This is a genomic window from Crossiella sp. SN42 (assembly GCF_023897065.1).
Lineage (GTDB): Bacteria > Actinomycetota > Actinomycetes > Mycobacteriales > Pseudonocardiaceae > Crossiella.
This window is the reverse complement of record NZ_JAMHIV010000031.1, coordinates 14,031-33,557: the sequence shown is the minus strand read 5'-3', so window position 1 is coordinate 33,557 and position 19,527 is coordinate 14,031. Positions and strand designations below refer to the sequence as shown.

Here is a 19,527-nt window from a genome sequence, read left to right as displayed (position 1 = left end):
CAGCCTTGACGGCAACTCGTTAGCGTGAACCTGATTCCCGAAGGTGTCCTTCCTTCTTCGGGAATCAGGTGGGACCGATGCGGTGGGGCGCTGGCCGGGCACCGGATCCACACCCTCACCGAACCCGGCTGGGTCGCCGCTGGACACCCGCTCTGCCTGATCGGCGACTCCGGGACCGGCAAGAGCTACCTGCTCATCGGGATCGGCACTGCCGTCGCCGAGGCCGGTTACAAGGTCCGCTACACCGCCACCGCGAACCTGGTCAACGAGCTGGCCGAGGCCGCCGACGAGCGTCAGCTGACCAAGGTCCTCAACCGCTACGGCCAGGTCGACCTGCTATGCCTGGACGAGTTCGGATATCTGGAACTGGACAAGGCCGGAGCCAAGCTGCTGTTCCAGATCTTCACCGACCCCGAGAAACGCCTCGCCCTCGCGGTCGCCTCCAACTCGCCCTTCGGGGAATGGGGCAAGACCTTCATCGACCAGCGGCTCTGCAACGCCATCGTCGAGCGCGTCACCTTCAACGCCCACATCATCGACACCGGCGACCAGTCCTACCGGCTCCGCATGACCCAGCAGCGGCGAGGCTGACCCGCGACCATGCCACCCACCGTCAGCCGAACCGCCACGACCCCGACCGGCTGGGCCATCGCCTGACGAGGGACCGACCGCCCTGTTCTGCGACTTCGAGAACCTCGTCCTGGGCGCCCGGACCAGTCCCGCCGCCCATTCCTGGCAACCCAGAAGTGCCGTCACACAGCCAATCGGGAAAGTCACAGATGGTCACCCACTCACGTCACAGCTAGGCCAATTGTACTAATCAACTGGACTGATCGGCATCTAATGGGTGGTGTCCGAGCGGCTCCCCGAGGGCGGACACCGACAACCACCACAAACGAGAACAGGAGACAGCTCATGGACAACACCGTTGCTCCCACCCGGCAGACACACCGCAGGCTGCATCAACGTCTGGCCGCGGTCTGTGTGGCAGGCCTGGCCAGTGGGCTGCTGATGCTCGCCGGCGCCGGCACCGCCCTGGCCCAGCCCCCTCTCGGCAACTGCGAGGGCCCTCCCGGCCCGCTGGGCACCACCGTGACCATCAGCGTCTTCGATGTGGACCTCTGCGTCGAAGCTTGACCACTCGCGTGGCCCGGTCCAACGCCGCGGCGGCACAGTGCGCAGCCGCCGCGGCCCACCCAAGCCCCGCACACGCTCGGCGGGTGATCAGCCCAGCGGCGGTTGCAGATCCGCCACCGCCGCCAAGTACTCTCCCGCACCCGCGCGAGAGCCCTCTCGTTCCCGTGCCAAGAAGTCCACAGCCTCAGCCTGGGGTCGATGACTCGGTCAGTTCCTGCACGAGTACCTGGTATCGGACCACGCGATCTCGGCTCGATCAGCCGCCACTCCGCGTCGCGGGTGTCGGAGGGGTAGCGACGGGCCCGGCCGCGCACCGGTGGCCGCATCGGGCACCGGCGCGCCGGACGCGGCAGGACCGGGCTGGTCGTGGACATCCTGCTCGCCTCACCCTCGGCCGCGCTGTGGGTGACCCGGCCGAGCCCGAGGTGTGGGAGCTGCGCGACATCGCCTGGCTGATGCGCGGTTAATAGGTCAGCTCGACAGGGCGCGGGGCCGATGAAGTCAGTGTGCCTGCCGGATGGTGGCGGTATCGCTGGTCTCGCCCAGGTGCTCGACGCCGTCGAAGTGCGCCCGGAAGATGCGGGGGAGCTCGTTCGCCGGTTGAACTCGTAGGCGAACCGCGGGTCATCGACGAGCGTGCCGCCGTCGGGGCTGGCGAGCATGGGCTCGATCGCCGCGGGCAGGCCACCGCGGCCTCGGCGTGCTGACGCCATGTCGACCTCCGTCCACGGCGGGGACCGGCCGGACGGATCAGCGGGCCCAATATCGGAGCGGCGCGGCCAGACAGGCTTCAGCGGCAATAGACGCATGAGGCTTGTGTCGGTGGAACCTGGCCGGGATCAGTTGATCGGTTGCGGTGGCGGTCACGGGGTCGCGGTTGCTGTTGGCTTTGGGGTGGTTGGTGTGGTGAACCACCCGGCGTAGGTGAGCAGCAGGCCTGTCACGGCCAGGGTGCCGAAGAAGATGCGGGCCAGGACCACTCCGGTTGGCGAGAGCATGGTGGTTTCGGCGCCCGACTCGACCGTCAAGGGGGCGACGATCAAGAGGAAGCCCCGCAGGGCGACGAACCAGCCGAACAGTGACACGGTGACCGCGAGCGGTCCGCGCCAACTGCGGTGACCGCCGATGATGACCAGTCCGGCACCGAGCATGAGGGCGCCGAGTAGCAGTACCAGGGCGGGCTGGGCGAACAGGTTGTTGACGATGTCCAGCCCTTCGGGCAGGCGGATGGCGTAGATGGTGGTGAAGGTCGCGACGTAGGGGCCGATGACACGGGCGAAGGCCCGAGTGCGCTTCTGCGCTTCGACGGTGGCGGTTGACACGGTGCTCCTTGTCCTCGGGTGCGCGGGGTTACTGGTTGCCCTTGACGGGTTGTCGCCGATCTGCGCCGGGCCGGTAGCCGATCTGGTGAAGCACGGCGCGCAGGAACTGCTCGACCTCATCGGCCGTGCCGGTGTCCGGCCGGACGGCCAGGTGTTGCCAAACCGCACCGGTGAGCACGTCCAGCAGGATGTCCAGATTGCTGTCGGCGGGCAGTTGTCCGCGGTCGCGGGCGCGTTCGAGCACGTCCCGGCGGGCTTGGTCGCGGTGCCGGCCGAACTGGTCGTGGTAGGCGCTGGCGAGTTCCGGGTTGTCCTCGATCGCCCCGTAGAGGCGGCGCAGGAGGCGGCGTTGGCGTGGGTCGGTGAGGACGAGAACCCACCCGGCCACCAACTGCTCGACGTCGCGGATTTCCGGGCTCTGTGGAGGATTGCCGTAGGCGGCCTCGACCGTGGCGATCAGGAGCCGGGTCTTGTCCGGGAACCGCCGGTAGACGGTGGCCCGGGTGACCCCGGCCCGCCGGGCGACCTGCTCGATGCTGGTCGCCTCCGCGCCGCGCTCGATCAACAGTTCCAGCGCGGCGCCCAGGATCGCCGCATCGGCTTCCTTGCTCCGCGGACGGCCAGGAGCACGGTCATCGGTTCCCATACTCGTTACAATACAGTGCAGCTCTGTATCGAAAGAAAGTGGGCTGTGCGCTTCGCGTTGTCCGCGCCTCACCCTGGCCGAACGCACCGGCGGCAACTACCGCCTCTACCAGCCCGTTGGTCACCCGCATCCACTCCTTGATCAGCCTTGCTCTGCACATCTCGCCCGACCTGCCGTTCCTGTGAGAGGAACCGTGGCTGCGGATTGCGGCCAGAGCCACAACGGCGCACGCTGGTGCCACTGGACTCCGCGGAGGTGGTGACGTGGCACGTCCGCGCTTGCCCGACCTGGAACCGCAGCAGGTGCGGATGCTGTACGACTTGGTGCTGGCCAACGCCGACCAACTACTGAGCGCCGCCGAGCTGCTGCTGAAGAGCGGGAAGGTCGGCCTGGCGCGTTCCCTGGCGATCCTGGGCCTGGAGGAGTCGGGCAAGGCGATCGCCATCCACGAGCGCCGAGTGGCGATCGCCTTCTGCCCGGAAGGCGAGCCGTTCGTCAATGCGGGCTTGCGCAACCTGTGGTCGAACCACCGGCTGAAGTTGATGGCCGTGCGTGACTTCCTCGTGCGGGAACAGCACTGGTTCGCCACCAACCCGCCCCAGCCACACGAGCTGCTGCTCGGGGAGACGGATGTCTACCTGGAAACGCTGGAAACCTGGGCCAAAGAGGACGACGAGCACAAGCAGCGCGGCTTCTACGTGGATGTCGACCCCGCGACCGGCAACATTCACCGCCCGAGCGATGCCCAGGACGAGGAGGCCGTTCGGGGTGTCCTGGCTGCCGTGCACCAGATCGGCTGGCAGTTGCGGCTCGCTGATCACATCGAGGCAAAAGGGCAGCAAGATGTCGCGGACGCAGGTGGCACGATTCTGCGCAACGACAGTTACCGCCTGCGGTTGCCGGACGACGCTGAGCTCGACGTGTTCGCGACGCTGGGCCAGCTCGGCTACGAGGCGCAGACCCGAGAGCTGCTGCACATGGTGTCCGATATCGAGGAACTGCGAAAAGACTCCGGTCCGGCGGCCGACGTCTGAGCGCAGCGTTGACGGTGGGCAATACCGGTCCCTGTCGCTCACAGGACACTGAACGCCGACTAGCGCTTAGTTGAGTTTCTGAAAGGACTGGCCGATGGCGACCATGCAGCCTTGAAACGTTGGTCGGCACATCGTTGGTGCAGCGTGGCCAGGTAAGAGGAGCGGTCCAGTTCGACGCGCCGTCCACGATCAACTGCATGTTTTCCAACAAGCTTGTAGGTGTGAGCGTCGGCCAGCGGTCCGGCTTCAGCGCGGTCCGCGCCGCCCGACAGACACAGCCGGCGGTGGGGGACCTGGTCCGGGTCCACCTCGGAGCACCAGAGGGAAGTTGGTTGTGGCGGCCGGAGTTCGCCCACGTGCCGCTGTGCGTTTCATACCAACGCTTGGCCCGCCACAAGACCCTGCACCGTGCCACTGGGCCGTGGATGCTCGACTCCGGCGCCTACACCGAGGTTGGCAGGTTCGTCGGTTGGCGAACCACCCCAGAGCAGTACGCCGATGCCGTGCACCGTTACGTCGAGGAGGTAGGCGGCCTGACCTGGGTCGCGCCACAGTCGTGGATGTGCGAACGGGAGGTGCTGGCCAAGACCGGGCTCAGCATCGATGACCACATGCGGGCCACCGTGGCATCGGTGCTACGGATGCGGGAGCTACTGGCCGGCGTGGCCCTGGTGGCGCCGGAGATTCAGGGCTGGACCGTGGCCCAGCGCAGAAGGTGTTGGGGCTACTACGAAATCGAGGGAATCTACCTGACCGACGAGCCCATCGTGGGACTCGGCTCGGTGTGCGGACTGCAACGGAGCATCCCCATCCAGCTCCTCATCCGCGAGTTCGCCGAGGCTGGAATTCGCCTGCACACCTTCGGTTTCAAGACGACGGCGCTCGTCGAAGAGGCCCAGCACATTGCCAGCTCGGACTCGATGGCCTGGTCCAAGCAAGCACTTCATTCGCCGCCGATGGCCGGGCACAACCACCTGCACTGCGTCTCGTGTCCGGAGTACGCGCTGCGCTGGTACGACGATCTGATCCACCGTCCGGTTAAGACGAAGCTCGCTGCGGTCCTTTGAGGACGTAGCTGCTGGCCTTCGCGCGATCAACCGACAACGGGGAACGGTATGTGACTGACCAGACCCGGTACCGACGGCGACGTCCACGATCCATCCCACCTCAGGCCGCGACGTTCCCGGCCAGGGCCAGCTTTCGTGCTGTCGCCGGGGGGAACAGGGCGTCGGCGGCAAGCCGGGCGCGGTGGTGGCTGCAGGGCATGAGGTGCGCGTAGGTGCGCAGGGTGAACGCCTCAGAGGCGTGGCCGAGGTACTCCGCCAGCTCCTTGATGCTCACGCCCCGGGCGAGCATGTGCGAGGCGAAGAGGTGCCGTAGCGCGTCAGTCCGTCCTGGAAGCGGCCGTAGTCCAGGCTTGAGCGGACGAACCCACGCTTCCAGTGGCCCTTGTTGAACGTGGTGCCGTTCAACGGACTGCCGCTGGCGGTGGTGATGAGAAGGTTGGCGGTTTCGGTTTCCTTGCCATCCCGTTCTGCCCACGGCAAAGTCACCCGTACCGGAGGGAACAGCTCCATGTGACAGTCAGCCTGTTCCAGGACGCCCATCCCAATCGGGACGCTCCTGGTCTTGTGGCCCTTGGGCAGCTTGAAGTATGTGACTCTGTTCTTGGTCAAGAGCTGCCGATTGCAGTGGTACACCATGAGTTCGCGGTCGATGTCGTCCGGACAGAAGGCGAAGATCTCGCCTTGGCGTAGGCCAAGGCCCGCGCCAACCGGCACGACGATCATGCTCCGAGCAGGCAGTGCGGCCTGGATGCTGTGCATCTTCGCCCCAGACCAGGGGCGGATCTTCTCCTTGACCGGCTTGGGCTTTGAGATCGACTTGCTGTGGAAGGGATTCTTGGCGATTTTTCCTTCGTCGAAGGCGGCTTCCATCATCGCCGAGGCCGCGGCCCACACCTGAGCCTGGAAGTTGACCGAGATGCCGTCTTCGTGGTTCACCCAGGCAAGCCAGTCCCGGATAACGTCGGCGTCGATGTTCTCGAGGTACTTGTGGCCCATGAACGGATAGATGTGCTGTTTGAACATACCGCCGATGGTGAGTTGGCTCGACTCGTCCAGGGAGCGGCCCTTGAGGTAGTTCGGACCGTAGGCGTCCACGCGGACCTTCCCCGCGTCCGGTGATCGGTAGGTCCTGGCCAAGAGATCGTTCTCGACCTTGGTCTTGAACTCCTTGGCCTTGCCGAGGTTGTTGTCGGGGAAGCTTTTGGAGCGTTCCTGGCCGTCGGGATCCTCGTAGCGAACCCGGTGCCGGTCGCCCAGCCCGTAGCGTTCCGTCTTCTCGCGCAGTGGCTTTCCGTTGGTGCCAAACAGTACTTGGCCAGTAGCCGGATCCTTCTTGTCTCGCCACCAACGGTCTTGTATGTGTGCCAAGGTCATCCCTGTTCTGTCTCCGGCTCGTGAGGCCGGTGAGCACTGTCGGACCGTTCGCGGTGGCTGATCGCGGCCAGCCACGCCCGGACGTCCTCCGGGGCGTAGCGGACGTGCTTGCCGATCTTCCGCCAGGCTCGCCCCCAGGTACCGCATGGCATCGGGAAACCACGAGGTCATGACGGCCGTACCCCGCGGGCCCGTGGACGACTGGTCATCCCGGAGGGCGGCCTGCAGGTAGGCCCTGACGACGCCTTCGTCGGTGCAGTGAAGGTCGGCCACTCGCCGGTACAGGTTGTCCTGGCCACACAAGGGGATCAGTTGGGTGTCCCCGGACAGGTGCGCCAACATCCGCGCCTCCAGCTGAGCCAGCCTGGCTCGCACCAGCGTCCGGCCAGATCTGGCGACCACGCAGGGCCGCAGCTCGATCGGCAGCCCGATCGCGCCGCCTTCGGCGACCCACCGGCCCGTGACAGTGCCGAACGGCCGGAACACCGGCCACCACCTGCCGTCGGCCACCCACCGCTCGGCCCAGTCGTACCCGTGCTGTGCCACCGACTTCAGCTCCAACCACCGGATGATCAGCTTGGTGGCGGGGTTGTCCACGCTGAGCCGCTGGATCACCCGGGTGGCGATCGCCTCGGCATCGTCGTGGAGGTGATTTTGCTGAAGCTGGTGCCACCACTCGGTTCTGGTTGCCCCTAGCGCCTTCGCGATGTCCCGATCGAGCTTGGTCAGCCGCGGGTACGGGTCGCGTTTGCGCGGCTTGTTCAGTAGTTCACCCAGCAACTGCTCATGCCTGGCTGAGTTCCAGCCGACACCGGCGGCGTTCATTTCCGCTGCCAGCAACGCGTTGACCGAGTCCAGCCGAACCAGCGCTTCCACGGGAGGGCCGTCGCCAGTTGACTTGAAGCGCTCACACACCAACGCATACCGATGCGAGAGCGGCACTTCCTTGCTCGGCACCGCTTCGGGAACGACACCGTGGTAGGTCTCCAACGCCCGTTCGGCCAGTGCGTAGCCGCAGCGCAGCCCGGAGGCGGAGCCCTTCCTGGGCCAGCACGGTCGCCGTGGCGACCAGATCGGCGGCGACCCAACGGATCCTGCGCGCTCCCGCCATCACCGACAAGGCCGCGGAGGACGGACTGGTCACCGCGATCAACGTCGGACCGGGTATGTTCGGATCCAGCGCGGTGATCACGATCTCCAGCCGCCCTGCCTGGCGGCTGGTGTGCAGGCCCAGCGGCACGATGAAATCTCGCGCTTGAGCCCACGTGTCGGCAACTCGCAGCAGTTCGATCAGCCCATCGCGGTCATCTTGGCGTGGGTTCTCTGATAGTGATGGAGCCGTCATAGCGGCCACCCCTCCTTGTTCCGGGACAGGACGGGCAGGCAGGTAACGCGCGCGTGCGGGTGGTTCCCGCGTCACTGGTGGGAGCGCGGCGGTTGCCATGGACCAAGCGGAGCGCGAGTTAGTACGACAACAACAGGTTGTGATGTGCGCGTCTTCTGTGGTGGCTGATTTGGGCACGGGCTTGGCTTGTTCGCCGCCAAGTCGACCAGTGCAGGATGTGGTCGACAGTGTGGTCAAGCCGGGTGGCGAGCCGGTTCCATAGCCGACGGATCTCGTTGATGGACAACGGAATCAGCGGTTGGCCGACGCCGACCGCGAAGCCCCTTTTTTGGCGATCTCGCGAGTGATCACCAAAAAGGCCAGGGCAGTCATCGACAGTGTGATGTGCCGGTACCAGGCCTGGTAGCCGCGGACCTGGTAGTGATCCAGGCCGGTCTCGTTCTTCGCGGTCTGGAAGCACTCCTCGACCGCCCATCGGGCGCCCGCGACGCTCACCAAGCGTTGCAGCGTGGTGCCGACCGGGCCGAAGCAGATGTAGTAAGCGATATCGGACGGATCGGCGATGCTCCGCCTCGCCAACAGCCAGTGGCCCCATCCCGGTCTGCGCAGCGGCCGGATGTCGACTGCTGCCCAGTCCGACATCCTCGCTCCTTTCGTCCCCGCGCCGGAGGAAAGCCTTTCCCATGCCGTGTCGGGCAGCTGGGTGATCAGGCGGTGGACACGCACCTTCAACAGGTCGAACGACACCGCCATCGCGTTCTTCGGCACCGCCACCACGTGCGGGACCTCGAGACCTTCCAGCCACAGACGGAACATCGTGTCGTTGCCGTAGAGTTCGTCCGCGGTCACCCACCCGAACGGCACCCCGGCTTCCAGCGCGCGTTCGATCATGCGCCGGGCGAGCATTTGCTTGGTGGCAAACCCGACCTCGTCACCGATTCCCGCCGCCCGGCAACGATCCCGGTCCTCGGTCCATGACTTGGGCAGGTACAACTCCCGGTCGATCAACGCCCGCCCACGAGGCGAGGCATAGGCCAGGAACACGCCGATCTGCGAGTTTTCGATTCGTCCTGCTGTCCCGGAGTACTGACGCCCCACCCCGGCGGATTTGGTGCCCTTCTTCAGGAAACCGGTCTCATCCACGATCAGCACACCGTCCTCGGCGTCACCGATCGCCTCGACCACCGCAGCGCTCACGTCATCGCGCAGCCCATCGGTGTCCCAGGCGTAGAAGTTCAACAGGCGCTGCATGCCCTCCGGGCCGCTGTCGCCAGCGGCCTCCGCCAGCGTCCAACCGTTCTTCCGCTCCACCTCGGAGAGCAGACCCTTGACATACCAACGCATCCGCCGCCGTGACTCCACACGAGGAAACCGCCCCGCGAACCGACCCAAGAACGCGTCGAACGCCGCCGACCACCCCGCCACCAACTCCACCGACACAGAGATCAACTACCAGATCCCGACGACAGATCACAACCTGTCGTTGTCGTATTAGTAGTCAGTTCAGAATGAGCTCGCGTGTCGGCTTTGCCGGTGCGGCAAGGTGTTCCAGGATCGCCTTGTGCGTGAGGAGGTCTTGACCGACGAGTTGTGGGCTCGACTGGAGCCGCTGATCCCGGTGCGTCCGAGGCGCTTTCGCCATCCGGGGCGCAGGCGTGCCGACGACCGGGCCGCGCTGGAGGGGATCCTGTACGCGGTGCGCACCGGCATCGGGTGGAACCGGCTGCCCACCACACTGTTCGGTGCCTCGGGCGCCACCTGTTGGCGACGGCTGACCGAGTGGCACGAGGCCGGGGTGTGGCAGCAGGTGCACGAACGCCTGCTCGCCGAGCTGCGCGCGGCCGGGCTGCTGGACCTCTCCGCCATGCTGGTCGACTCCACCCACCTGCGCGCCCTCAAAGGGGGGACCACACGGGGCCGAGCCCGGTCGACCGGCGCAAGCCCGGCTCCAAGCACCACCTGATCACCGACGCCACCGGCATCCCCCTGGTCGTGACTCTGACCGGCGGCCACCGCAACGACGTCACCCAGCTGATCCCGCTGATCGACGCCATTCCGCCGATCCGTGGCGTGGTCGGCAAGCCCAGACGCCGACCGCGCCGGCTCTACGCCGACCGCGGCTACGACCACGACAAGTACCGCCGCCTGGTCCGCGCACGCGGCATCACCCCGGTCATCGCCCGCCGCGGAGTCGAACACGGCCTCGGTCTGGGCACACTCCGCTGGCCGGTGGAGCGCACCTTCGCCTGGCTCAAGGGCTTCCGTCGACTCCGAGTCCGCACCGAGCACAGAGCCGACGTCCACCAAGCGATGCTCAGCCTGGCCTGCTCGATCATCTGCCTACGAAAACTCATTTTGAACTGATCACTTAGTGCGGCCGCCAGCCGGAGGCTTCCGGCCAGCAGTCGGCTGGCCTGGCGCTGGAGCACTCAGCTCCGCGACTTCGATACCGGCCCGAGTAAGATCAACACTGGGGCCGTCCCTGGGCCGTCTGATGACGGGTCCTGACGAGACCTGACGGCCTCTACCAGGGCAAATGGAGCACCGTGGGCCCTTGGTTCACGTGGTCCGAAATCGAGTGCGTTTCGGTTGTGATCATGACCGGTCGAGTGCCGGTTTCGGGCGAGTTGGCGGGGGCTCGGTGAGAATGGGCTTGAGTTTCCACCTGCTGGAAGGTTCAGGCTGCTCCTCGTGAACGACGAAGACGAGCTGTTCACCATCGGACAGCTCTCCCGCAGCACCGGTCTGTCGACCAGGACGATCCGGTTCTGGTCCGACAGCGGACTGTTGCCGCCCACCGCCAGGTCCTACGGGGGTTACCGGCTCTACGACGCGGCCGCGGTCGGCCGGCTTGAGCTGGTGCGCACCCTGCGTGAGCTGGGGATGGACCTGGACACGGTGGCCAAGGTGCTGGCCGAGCAGGTCACGGTGACCGATGTGGCGCGGACGCATGTGACCGCGCTGGATGCCGAGATCCGCACCTTGCGGGTGCGGCGGGCGGTGCTGCGGGCGGTCGTTCGACGTGGCGGAACTACCGAGGAGATGAAACTCATGCACGAACTGGCGCGACTGTCCGCGGGGGAGCGGCAGCGCATCCTGGACGAGTTCGTCGAGCGCGCGTTCGACGGCACCGACCCGGCGGCACCCGGGGCTGGGCTCGCGGACTCCATGCGGCAGCTGCCTGCCGAGCTGCCCGACGATCCCACCGATGAGCAGGTCAACGCCTGGGTGGAGCTGGCGGAGCTGGTGCGGGACGAGGACTTCCAGCGCCGGGTCCGGGAGATGGCGGTGGCCGGGTCCGAGCAGGCCGGGCAGCAGTCGCCGGACTTCGGCATCACGCCGGAACTGGTGGTGGAGCACGCGGGTGCGGCGCTGGCCGCCGGGGTCGCGCCGGACGCGCCGGAGGCCGCGGCCTACCTGGACCGGATCGCGCCCAAGCTGCCCGCGGCCGAGCGGGCCGGGGTGGCTGATCAGCTGGCCACCTTCACCGACCGCAGGGTGGAGCGGTACTGGCACCTGCTGGGCGTGCTCAACGGGTGGCCGCCCCGGCCGGCCGGTCCCGCGGTGCCCGCCTTCGAATGGGTGATCGCCGCGCTGCGCGCCTCGCACTGATCGAATGATCCGCCCCGGTCCGGGAACTTTTCCGGACCGGGGCGGGTTGCATCACGGCATGAGGACGATGCGTGCGGTGGTGCTGGACGGGCCGGGTCCGGTGGAGGCGCTCCAGCTGCGTGAGGTGCCGGTGCCGGAGGCCCGGGACGGCTGGGTGCGGATCAAGGTGGAGGCCTTCGGGCTCAACCGTTCCGAGCAGCACCTGCGCACCGGATTGGCCGCCAACCCGGTGTTTCCGATCATTCCCGGCATCGAGGCGGTGGGCACCGTGGACGCCGCGCCGGGTGGTGAGTTCGAGCCGGGCCAGCCGGTGGTGGCGATGATGGGTGGCATGGGCCGGGCCTTCGACGGTGGCTACGCCGAGTACACCCTGGTGCCCGCGAGCAGTGTCATCCCGGTGCGGACCAGCCTGGACTGGGCCACCCTCGGCGCGCTGCCGGAGATGCTGCAGACCGCGCACGGCTCGCTGCACACCGGCCTGGCGATCCAGCCCGGCCAGAGCTTCCTGGTCCGCGGCGGCACCTCCTCGGTGGGCGTGGCGGCCGCGGTGCTGGCCAAGGAGCACGGGCTGGAAGTGTTGTCCACCACCAGGAAACCGGCCAAGCTGGACGCGTTGCGCGACCTCGGCGTCGACCACCCGATCCTCGACGACGGCCGGATCGCCGCCCAGGTAAGGGAGATCCGGCCGGAGGGCGTGCACGCGGCGCTGGAGCTGGTGGGCACCAACACCCTGCCGGACACCTTGCGCGCCACCGGAAAGCACGGCACGGTCTGCTTCACCGGCATGCTCAGCGACCAGTGGACCATCCCGGACTTCTACCCGATGGACTACCTGCCCAACGGCGTCCGCCTCACCGCCTACGGCGGCGAGAGCAGCGACCTGCCACAGGCCGACCTCCAGCGCTACCTGGAACTGATCGAGGCCGGGACGCTGCCGGTGCGCATCCACCGGGTGTTCGCGCTGACCGAGATCCGCGAGGCCCACCAGCTGATGCAGGACGGCGGCGCGGTGGGGAAACTCGTGGTCAGGGTTGGTCTCCAGTAGGCGGTGGCGGCCGCGCTGCCCCTGGCGGAGGCAGCGCGGCCGCACCAGCTCGGCATCACCGGGCGGCCGGGTCGCCGAACCAGGTGGCGAGGGCCTCGCGCAGCGCGGGTGCCGCGGTGTCCGCGGACTCGTCGATGCCCGCTGCCCAGGCGATGTGCGCGTCCGGGCGGATCAGCAGCAGGTCGGCGGGCCGGTCCTCGGTCTTGGCGGTGACCAGGTCGACTCGGTGCCGCCAGTCCGCGGCGACCTCGTGCAGGTCCGCCCGCCCGGTCAGGTCGAGCAGCACTGGCCGCCCGGTGGCGAGCAGCTCGGCGACGCTGGTGCCGCCCTGGTCGGTGTGCAGGGCGAGGTCGGGGGCGAACGCGCCGACCAAGGGGTGCCGGTCGGCGCCGGGCAGCGGGTAGCGGAAGTCCGAACCCGCGATCATCGCGCCGATCCGCCGGGCCGCGGGCTCGTCGGCGAGCAGTTCCAGGAACACCGCCCGCAGCGCGTCGGCGGCCGCGTCCTGCCCGCGCCGCAACGCCACCTGGGCCTGGGTGTGCTGGAGCGTGCGCGCCCCGGCGAAGTGCCGCTCCCGGTGATAGGTCTCCAGCAGCCCGTCCGGAGCCCAGCCTTGCAGCTCGGCGGCCAGCTTCCAGGCCAGGTTGACCGCGTCCAGCAGGCCGGCGTTGAGCCCGACCCCGGTGGCCGGGAACTGGTGCGCCGCATCACCCGCGAGCAGGATCCGCCCGTCCCGGTACCGCTCGGCCTGCCGCGCCTGGTGGCGGTAGCGGGAAAGCCTGCTGGCCTCGCCCATGGGCAGGTCAACCCCCAGCACCCGGCGCACGCTCTCGCTGACCTCGGCCAGCGTCATCGGCGCGTCGTCCTCGGGCTGGGTGAACTCGTCCTCGGTGGTGTAGACCATCAACGCCCCGGGGGCGAGCGGCCCGAAGGCGAACACACCCCGCTCGGTCCTGGTGAAACCGGCGCTGATCCGGTGCTGCCCGGCGATGTCCAGATCGCCGTTGTCCAGCACCCGCACCGAGTCCGGCAAGGTCACGTGCGCGAACCGGTTCACCTCGGGATAAGCGGTGCCAGGAAACGGAATCCCGGCCAGCTCCCGCACCGGACTACGCGGCCCGTCGCACCCCACGAGGTACTTGCCCCGCACTTCGTACGGCCCGTCCGGCCCGCGCACCTCCGCGGTGACCCCGCCCTCGTCCTGACGCACCCCGAGCACCTCGTGCCCGCGCCGGATCTCGGTGTCCAGCCCCAGCGCGTGGTCCTCCAGCACGCGTTCCAGCCGCGCCTGCGGCAGGGGCAGTGCGTGCATCGGCGGATCCGGCAGGCGGGTGAGGTCCACGTGCACCCCGCCGAAGGGGAACCGGGGCGGCGGCAGCGGACCGGTGGTGGCCGCGACCAGCTTGTCCAGCACACCCCGGTAGCGCAACAACTCCAGGACCTGCCCGCCCAGCCCACCGGCCTTCGGGATGTCCCGCAGCTCCGGCTGCCGCTCCAGCACCAGCGGCCGCACCCCGGCCAGCCGGAGCTCACCGGCCAGCATCAGCCCGGTCGGGCCCGCGCCCACGATGATCACGTCGGCGTCCGTCATTCGCACCTGGGTACTCCCGTTTTCGCTGGTTGAGGCTACGGCGGGAGATTCTGCGGCATGACCGGGGCCTTGCCGCAAGGCCCCCGGTGCGCTATATGTTGGAGTGGGACGGAGACTGGAGTTCAGCGCCCGTCCGGAACGTTGCGCAACATCGCCTTGGCGATCGCCTCCGCGAACTCACATGCGCCGCCGTACAACGGCTTGGCCAGGTCGATCGCCACCAGGTCGACCTCGAAGCTCTGGTCCTCGTTGACCGCTACCTGGAGCTTGCACGACTTCTTGTCATCCGCGGTCCGCACCGCTGGGTAACCGTCCACAGTGGCCGGCGTGAAGGTGCTGAACTCCGACTTGCGCCGGTAGAGCTGATCAAGCCAATGCCGAGACTGCTCTTCTGGGCCTCGGTCAGGAGTCTGCACGGGAACACGTCCCGCAGTTTCCTGGGCCGGTCAACTCACGGCGGATCACCTGTTCACCCAGTCGATATTGCCCTTGCTGCTCATCTTGACCTGCTCGCTCCCCGTGCCAGCCGGATCCACCCACCCGGCTGCCCTTTTAATCAGCGCTCCAGCTCCTGGTGCGTTCAGATGTGTTTCTGTTGCGGCGGTAGACTTCTGACGTTTATCACCTGCGGGATCCATGGGGCTTGGTCATTTCCACCCCTGTGTACGTGCCACTCCCCGTGGGTCACCGTAGCGCAGGCGGTTTGTTGTGGCCGATCGGTTCCGGCTTGGGGCGCGAATCAGAAGTTGCTCTCACTTTGATCCAGGACACGCACCGGCCATCGGTGGCCAGGCGCGCGCTAACCTCGCCCTGGTGTGATCCGCGCCGGAGGGGGAGGGACGGGTGACGGGCCGGTTTGGCTTGCTGTTGCGGCAGTTCAGGGGTCTGGCGGGGCTTACCCAGGAGCAGTTGGCGCAGCGGTCCGGGGTCGGTGTGCGCACCATCGGCGGGCTGGAGACCGGTAAGCGGGTCGATCCCCGGCCGTCCACGGCCCGGCGGCTGGCCGACGCGCTGGAGCTGGCGCCGGCCGAGCGCGGGCGGCTGCTGGCCGCGGCCGTCGGTGGTTCCGCGTCGCCTGCCAGTGGTCGCAATGACCTGCCGGGGGACACCGCGGAGTTCACCGGGCGGGCCGAGGAGGTTGAGCGGCTGCTGGCGGAGCTGGATGACGGTGGGGCGCGGACGGTGGTGATCGACGCGATCGACGGTATGGCCGGGGTGGGCAAGACCACGCTGGCCGTGCACGTCGCGCACCGGCTGGCCGGGCGTTATCCGGACGGCGCGTTGTTCATCGACCTGCATGGGCACGCCAGTGAGCGGGAGGCCACCGAGCCGGCGGCGGCGCTGGAGATGTTGTTGCGGGCGTTGGGGGTTGGTGGGGAGCGGATTCCGGCTGGGCTGGATCAGCGGGCCTCGTTGTGGCGGGCGGAGCTGGCCGGGCGGCGGGTGCTGGTGGTGCTGGACAACGCGGGGAGCGCGGCGCAGGTGCGGCCGTTGTTGCCGGGGGCGGCCGGGTGTCTGGCGCTGGTGACCAGCCGGGGGCGGCTGGCCGGGCTGGGCAGTGGGCGGGCGGTGTCGCTGGATGTGTTGTCCGCCGGGGACGCGGTGGCGTTGTTCGAGCGGGTGGCTGGGGCGGAACGTGTTGCGGGACAACGGGAAGCCGTGGCGGAGCTGGTGCGGTGGTGCGGGTTCCTGCCGCTGGCGGTGCGGATCGCGGCGGCCCGGTTGCGCGGGCGGCCGGCGTGGACGGTGGCGGATCTGACCGAGCGGTTGCGGGAGGGGCGGCTGGCGGGGGTGGGGGCGGCGTTCGAGGTGTCCTACCGGCAGCTCACGGCGGGGCAGCAGCGGTTGTTCCGGTTGCTGGGGCTGCATCCTGGGCCGGACATCGAGCGGCGGGCCGCGGCCGCGCTCGCCGGGATCGAGGTGGCCGCGGCCGAGGAGTTGCTGGAAGAGCTGGTGGACGCGCACCTGCTCCAGCAGCCCGCGCCCGGCCGGTACCGCTTCCACGACCTGGTGCGGCAGTACGCCCAGCGCCTGGCGGCGGGCGATGCGGACCGGGAGGCCGCGTTGGCCGGGCACTACCTGAGCACCGCGCACGCCGCGGACCGGTTGCTGGCCCCGCACCGCGAGCCGATCCCGCTGGAACCGGCCGCCACCGACAGCCACCTGCGGGACGAGGCCGCGGCGCTGGCCTGGTTCGACGCCGAGGAGGGCAACCTGGCCGCGGTGCTCAGGTTGGCCGGGGAGCGGGGCTGGCACCTGCTGGTGTGGCAGCTGGCCGGGGCGCTGGACGTGGTGCACCGGCGGCGCGGGCGGCTGCACGGGGCGCTCGCGCTGTGGCAGGCCGGGCTGGCCGCGGCCGAGGCGCTGGGTGATCCGGCCGCGCGGGCCAGGGCGCACCGGCTGCTTGGGCACGCCCAGGCCAGGGCTGGGCAGCACGAGGAGGCGGTGCGGCAGCTCGGGCAGGCGCTGGAGCTGGCCGAACAAGGTGATGACCGGCTGGCTCAGGCGCACACCCAGCACACCCTCGCCTGGGCCAGGGAACAGTTGGGGGACAACGAGAACGCGCTGGCGCACGCCACCCGCGCGCTGGCGCTGTACCGGGGGCTCGGACTGCCGCTGCGGGAAGCGCAGGCGCTCAACGCGGTGGGCTGGTACCACGCCCTGCTGACCGACTTCGAGCAGGCCCGCGCGCACTGCGAGAACGCGTTGTCCCTGCTCAGGAAGCAGCCTGACCGCGCAGCGCCGGACAGCCTCGGCTACACCCTGGACAGCCTGGGCTACATCGCCCAGCACACCGGCAGGCACGCCGACGCCCTGGACTACTACCGGCAGGCGCTGACCGTGTACCGCGAGCTCGGCAACACCTACGAGGAAGCCAACACCCTGGCGAAACTGGCCGAGGCCCAGCTCGCGCTTGGCGAGCCCGGACCGGCCGGTGACGTGTGGCGGCAGGCGCTGCGGCTGTACCGGCGGCAGGGGCGCAGGCCGCAGCCGAAGCGGTGACCGGACCGGCCACAAATGGCCGGTTCCTGGCCTGGTCGGCTGCCCGGCCCGGCCCGCACGCTCAGCGGGTGTCCAGCCTCACCGCCGAACAGCTGACCGGAACCGAACGCGAGGTGTTGCGCGCGCTCGGCCGCGGCCGCACCGACGCCGAGATCGGCCGCGCGCTCGCGGTCACCGAGCAGGCGGTGACCGGGCACGTCCGGCGCATCCAGGCCAAGCTCGGCCTGCGCGACCGGGCCGCGGCCATCGTCTACGCCTTCGACCACGGCATCACCCTCCCGCGCACCACCCCGGCCCCGGCGGCGCGGCTGCGGATCTCGGTGCTCGGACCGGTGCGGGCCTGGCACGGCGCGGAAGCGCTGGACCTCGGGCCGGTCCGCCAGCAGAGCCTGCTGGCCGCGCTGGTGCTGCGCCCGGACCTCCCGGTCAGCCAGGCCGAGCTGCTGCACCGGGTGTGGGGGCTGGAACCGCCGTTGGGCAACGTGGTCCCGGTCTACGTCTACCGGCTGCGCAAATGCCTGCACCGCGGCGCGGACCCGGTGATCGAACGGGACCAGCGCGGCTACCGCTTCCGCGCCACCGCCGTGGATCTCGACCTGACCGGGCTGACCCGGATCGCGGCGGAGGCGGCCACCGCCGAGCGCGCGGGTGACCTGGCCGAGGCGGTGCGGGCCTACCGGCGGGCGCTGGCCCTGTTCCGCGGCGACCCGCTGGCCGGGCTGCTGGGACCGTTCGCGGAGACCGAACGGCTCCGGCTGACCGACCGGCGGGTGCACCTCGCCCTGCGCGCGGCGCACTGCCAGCTGCGCCTGGGCAGGCACGCCGAGACCCTGGACGAGCTGTGGGCGCTGGCCTCGGTGCACCCGCACCACGAACCGCTGGCCGCGCTGCTCATGCGGGCCCTGAGCGCCGGTGGCCGACCGGCCGACGCGCTGGCCCTGTTCGACCGGGTGCGCGACCGGCTGGCCGCCGACCTGGCCGCGCGGCCGGGGCCGGAGCTGCGCCGGATGCGGCAGGCGGTGCTGCACGGGGCGGCGGGCGGCCCCGCCACCCCGTGACGCCTCACCGGCTGCCGCAGAGCGCGGACTCGATCACGTCCACCGGGGTGGGCTTGATCGCGGTCATCTCCCAGGCGTTGGTCATCATCGAGGCGTGCCTGCCGTCCTCGGTCACCGCGGTCAGCGAGGTGTAGCCGGAGGTGGCGATGCCGTTGTGGAACCAGGCATGGCCACCGCAGGAGAGCGCGAGCTGTTGCACGCCAAGGCCGATGCCGAGCCAGCGCGGGTCGGCCGGGTTGGGCATGGTCGCGATCCGGCGCATCTCCGCCCCGGTGGCCGCGGAGAACAGCCCGCCGTCCACCACCGCCCGGTAGAACTTCGACAGGTCGGCCAGGCTGGACAGCACCGCACCCGCCGGGCTGCCGATGGACGGCTCGGAGATCAGCGGCGCCGAGGTGGTCTCGGTCCAGAAGAAGAACGGACCGGCCCGCACACCCCGGTAGCCGGAGAGGTAGGGGGCGGGCAGCGAGCGGTCGCCGGGGCCGGGGAAGGTGGTCCTGGTCAGGCCGAGCCGGTTGATGATCCGGCTGGTGATGGCCTCGCCGATGGAGACGCCGGTGAGCTGCTCCACCAGCAGCCCGTTGATCATGTAACCCAGGTTGGAGTACTCCACCTTCGCGCCCGGCTCGGCCACCGGCGGGAAGGTCCGCAGGCCCACCTCGACCAGCGGCCGCAGCTCCACGCTGCCGTCCGGCTTGAGCAGCCCGGCGGCCTGCTGGGCGTAGGTCAGCACGTTCGGGTTGGCCACCCCGCCGGTGTGCTGGAGCAGCTGCCGCACGGTGATCCGGTTGCCGTCATAACCGTTGCCCTGCACCAGACCTGGCAGGTAGCGCTCGATCGGCTCATCCAGCGCCACCTTGCCCTCGTCGACCAGCTGCAGGACCACCGCGGCGGTGAAGGTCTTGGTTTGGCTGCCCACCCGGAAGTGCTCGTCCGGCCGGATCGGCCGCGCCGGTCCGGTGATCGACGCGGTGCCCGCGCTCAGGTGCCAGGAACCGCTCCGGTTGCCCGCGTACACCGCCGCGCCCGGTCCCGCGTGCGACTGGTAGCCGTTGAGCAGCGCCTGGGTGTCGGCGTGGCCGTCGGCGGCGTGCGCGGTGCCGCCCGCCAGCACCGAACCCGCCGCGGCGAGGGCGGCCAGTGCCGCCGCCACCGGTCTGCGCCCGAGTCTCTTGATCACGAAGAACCCCCATCTCGGTAGCCGTCGTGCTACCGGCGCAGCGTCCCAGCCCGCGCTGAAATCCGGATGAGATGGCTGGTCGCGGCGGGTGCGGAGGAGCCCGTGCCGCGGGC

The 19,527-nt window shown here is 69.2% G+C and carries 18 protein-coding genes; 10 read left to right on the top strand and 8 right to left on the bottom strand.

Annotated features, from left to right (window positions below; translation table 11 throughout):
- Window positions 1-24 precede the first annotated feature (24 nt).
- Window positions 25-591, top strand: coding sequence for an ATP-binding protein (locus M8C13_RS32295; RefSeq protein ID WP_308202881.1), 567 nt, complete (start codon window positions 25-27; stop codon window positions 589-591).
- Between the two features lie 324 nt (window positions 592-915).
- Window positions 916-1,137, top strand: a complete 222-nt coding sequence (locus tag M8C13_RS32290; protein ID WP_252484547.1) for a hypothetical protein — start codon at window positions 916-918, stop codon at window positions 1,135-1,137.
- Between the two features lie 863 nt (window positions 1,138-2,000).
- Here M8C13_RS32290 and M8C13_RS32285 read toward each other — a convergent pair.
- Together M8C13_RS32285 and M8C13_RS32280 are read right to left on the bottom strand one after the other, a co-directional pair.
- Window positions 2,001-2,459: a hypothetical protein gene (locus tag M8C13_RS32285; RefSeq protein ID WP_252484546.1), complete on the bottom strand. Its 459-nt coding sequence runs from the start codon at window positions 2,457-2,459 to the stop codon at window positions 2,001-2,003.
- A 28-nt stretch (window positions 2,460-2,487) separates the two neighbouring features.
- The gene (locus M8C13_RS32280; protein ID WP_252484545.1) at window positions 2,488-3,105 is read right to left on the bottom strand and encodes a TetR/AcrR family transcriptional regulator; all 618 of its coding nucleotides are present in this window, start codon (window positions 3,103-3,105) and stop codon (window positions 2,488-2,490) included.
- Window positions 3,106-3,368: 263 nt separating this feature from the next.
- On the opposite strand from M8C13_RS32280, the gene M8C13_RS32275 reads away from it, so the two are divergent.
- Window positions 3,369-4,139: an AbiV family abortive infection protein gene (locus M8C13_RS32275; protein WP_252484544.1), complete on the top strand. Its 771-nt coding sequence runs from the start codon at window positions 3,369-3,371 to the stop codon at window positions 4,137-4,139.
- A 197-nt stretch (window positions 4,140-4,336) separates the two neighbouring features.
- Complete coding sequence (locus tag M8C13_RS32270; RefSeq protein ID WP_252484543.1) at window positions 4,337-5,206, top strand: hypothetical protein; 870 nt, start codon at window positions 4,337-4,339, stop codon at window positions 5,204-5,206.
- 100 nt (window positions 5,207-5,306) lie between these two features.
- Here the strand turns inward: M8C13_RS32270 and M8C13_RS32265 are convergent, their stop codons facing one another.
- A complete protein-coding gene (locus tag M8C13_RS32265; protein ID WP_374213220.1) occupies window positions 5,307-5,480 on the bottom strand; it encodes a hypothetical protein in 174 nt (57 codons plus the stop codon).
- Window positions 5,477-7,570, bottom strand: a complete 2,094-nt coding sequence (locus M8C13_RS32260) for a hypothetical protein (protein WP_252484541.1) — start codon at window positions 7,568-7,570, stop codon at window positions 5,477-5,479. Before M8C13_RS32260 ends, M8C13_RS32265 begins: the two co-directional genes overlap by 4 nt.
- 71 nt (window positions 7,571-7,641) lie before the next feature.
- On the opposite strand from M8C13_RS32260, the gene M8C13_RS32255 reads away from it, so the two are divergent.
- Entirely contained in the window at window positions 7,642-7,839 is a 198-nt protein-coding gene (locus M8C13_RS32255; protein WP_252484540.1) for a hypothetical protein, read from the top strand.
- 377 nt (window positions 7,840-8,216) lie between these two features.
- Here the strand turns inward: M8C13_RS32255 and M8C13_RS32250 are convergent, their stop codons facing one another.
- On the bottom strand, window positions 8,217-9,365 hold the full coding sequence (locus tag M8C13_RS32250) for an IS701 family transposase (protein WP_252484539.1): 1,149 nt from the start codon (window positions 9,363-9,365) through the stop codon (window positions 8,217-8,219).
- A gap of 121 nt (window positions 9,366-9,486) precedes the next feature.
- Between M8C13_RS32250 and M8C13_RS32245 the strand changes: the two genes are divergently transcribed.
- The 3 genes from M8C13_RS32245 to M8C13_RS32235 all read left to right on the top strand — a co-directional run bounded on the left by M8C13_RS32245 (window position 9,487) and on the right by M8C13_RS32235 (window position 12,582).
- A protein-coding gene (locus tag M8C13_RS32245) for an IS5 family transposase (protein ID WP_374213219.1) occupies window positions 9,487-10,289 on the top strand; the annotation gives its coding sequence in 2 pieces (ribosomal slippage) (window positions 9,487-9,832 and window positions 9,832-10,289; 804 coding nt in all).
- A 327-nt stretch (window positions 10,290-10,616) separates the two neighbouring features.
- Window positions 10,617-11,537: a MerR family transcriptional regulator gene (locus M8C13_RS32240; RefSeq protein ID WP_252484537.1), complete on the top strand. Its 921-nt coding sequence runs from the start codon at window positions 10,617-10,619 to the stop codon at window positions 11,535-11,537.
- Between the two features lie 58 nt (window positions 11,538-11,595).
- A complete protein-coding gene (locus M8C13_RS32235) occupies window positions 11,596-12,582 on the top strand; it encodes a zinc-binding alcohol dehydrogenase family protein (RefSeq protein ID WP_308202880.1) in 987 nt (328 codons plus the stop codon).
- A gap of 55 nt (window positions 12,583-12,637) precedes the next feature.
- On the opposite strand, the gene M8C13_RS32230 is transcribed toward M8C13_RS32235, so the two are convergent.
- The gene (locus tag M8C13_RS32230; RefSeq protein WP_252484536.1) at window positions 12,638-14,173 is read right to left on the bottom strand and encodes an FAD-dependent monooxygenase; all 1,536 of its coding nucleotides are present in this window, start codon (window positions 14,171-14,173) and stop codon (window positions 12,638-12,640) included.
- Window positions 14,174-14,295: 122 nt separating this feature from the next.
- Window positions 14,296-14,589, bottom strand: a complete 294-nt coding sequence (locus M8C13_RS32225; protein ID WP_252484535.1) for a DUF3558 domain-containing protein — start codon at window positions 14,587-14,589, stop codon at window positions 14,296-14,298.
- Between the two features lie 427 nt (window positions 14,590-15,016).
- On the opposite strand from M8C13_RS32225, the gene M8C13_RS32220 reads away from it, so the two are divergent.
- A complete protein-coding gene (locus M8C13_RS32220; protein ID WP_252484534.1) occupies window positions 15,017-17,176 on the top strand; it encodes a tetratricopeptide repeat protein in 2,160 nt (719 codons plus the stop codon).
- 68 nt (window positions 17,177-17,244) lie between these two features.
- Window positions 17,245-18,234 carry a BTAD domain-containing putative transcriptional regulator gene (locus M8C13_RS32215; RefSeq protein ID WP_252484533.1) on the top strand — a complete coding sequence of 330 codons (990 nt, stop codon included), beginning with the start codon at window positions 17,245-17,247 and terminating at the stop codon, window positions 18,232-18,234.
- Window positions 18,235-18,238: 4 nt separating this feature from the next.
- Here the strand turns inward: M8C13_RS32215 and M8C13_RS32210 are convergent, their stop codons facing one another.
- Window positions 18,239-19,414 carry a serine hydrolase gene (locus tag M8C13_RS32210; protein ID WP_252484532.1) on the bottom strand — a complete coding sequence of 392 codons (1,176 nt, stop codon included), beginning with the start codon at window positions 19,412-19,414 and terminating at the stop codon, window positions 18,239-18,241.
- Window positions 19,415-19,527: the final 113 nt, after the last annotated feature.

Excerpts from the sequence above, each read along its gene's own strand:
- M8C13_RS32290 (WP_252484547.1), top strand. The coding sequence starts at position 916 with ATGGACAACACCGTTGCTCCCACCCGGCAGACACACCGCAGGCTGCAT.
- M8C13_RS32280 (WP_252484545.1), bottom strand. The coding sequence starts at position 3,105 with ATGGGAACCGATGACCGTGCTCCTGGCCGTCCGCGGAGCAAGGAAGCC.
- M8C13_RS32270 (WP_252484543.1), top strand. The coding sequence starts at position 4,337 with ATGTTTTCCAACAAGCTTGTAGGTGTGAGCGTCGGCCAGCGGTCCGGC.
- M8C13_RS32235 (WP_308202880.1), top strand. The coding sequence starts at position 11,596 with ATGAGGACGATGCGTGCGGTGGTGCTGGACGGGCCGGGTCCGGTGGAG.
- M8C13_RS32230 (WP_252484536.1), bottom strand. The coding sequence starts at position 14,173 with ATGACGGACGCCGACGTGATCATCGTGGGCGCGGGCCCGACCGGGCTG.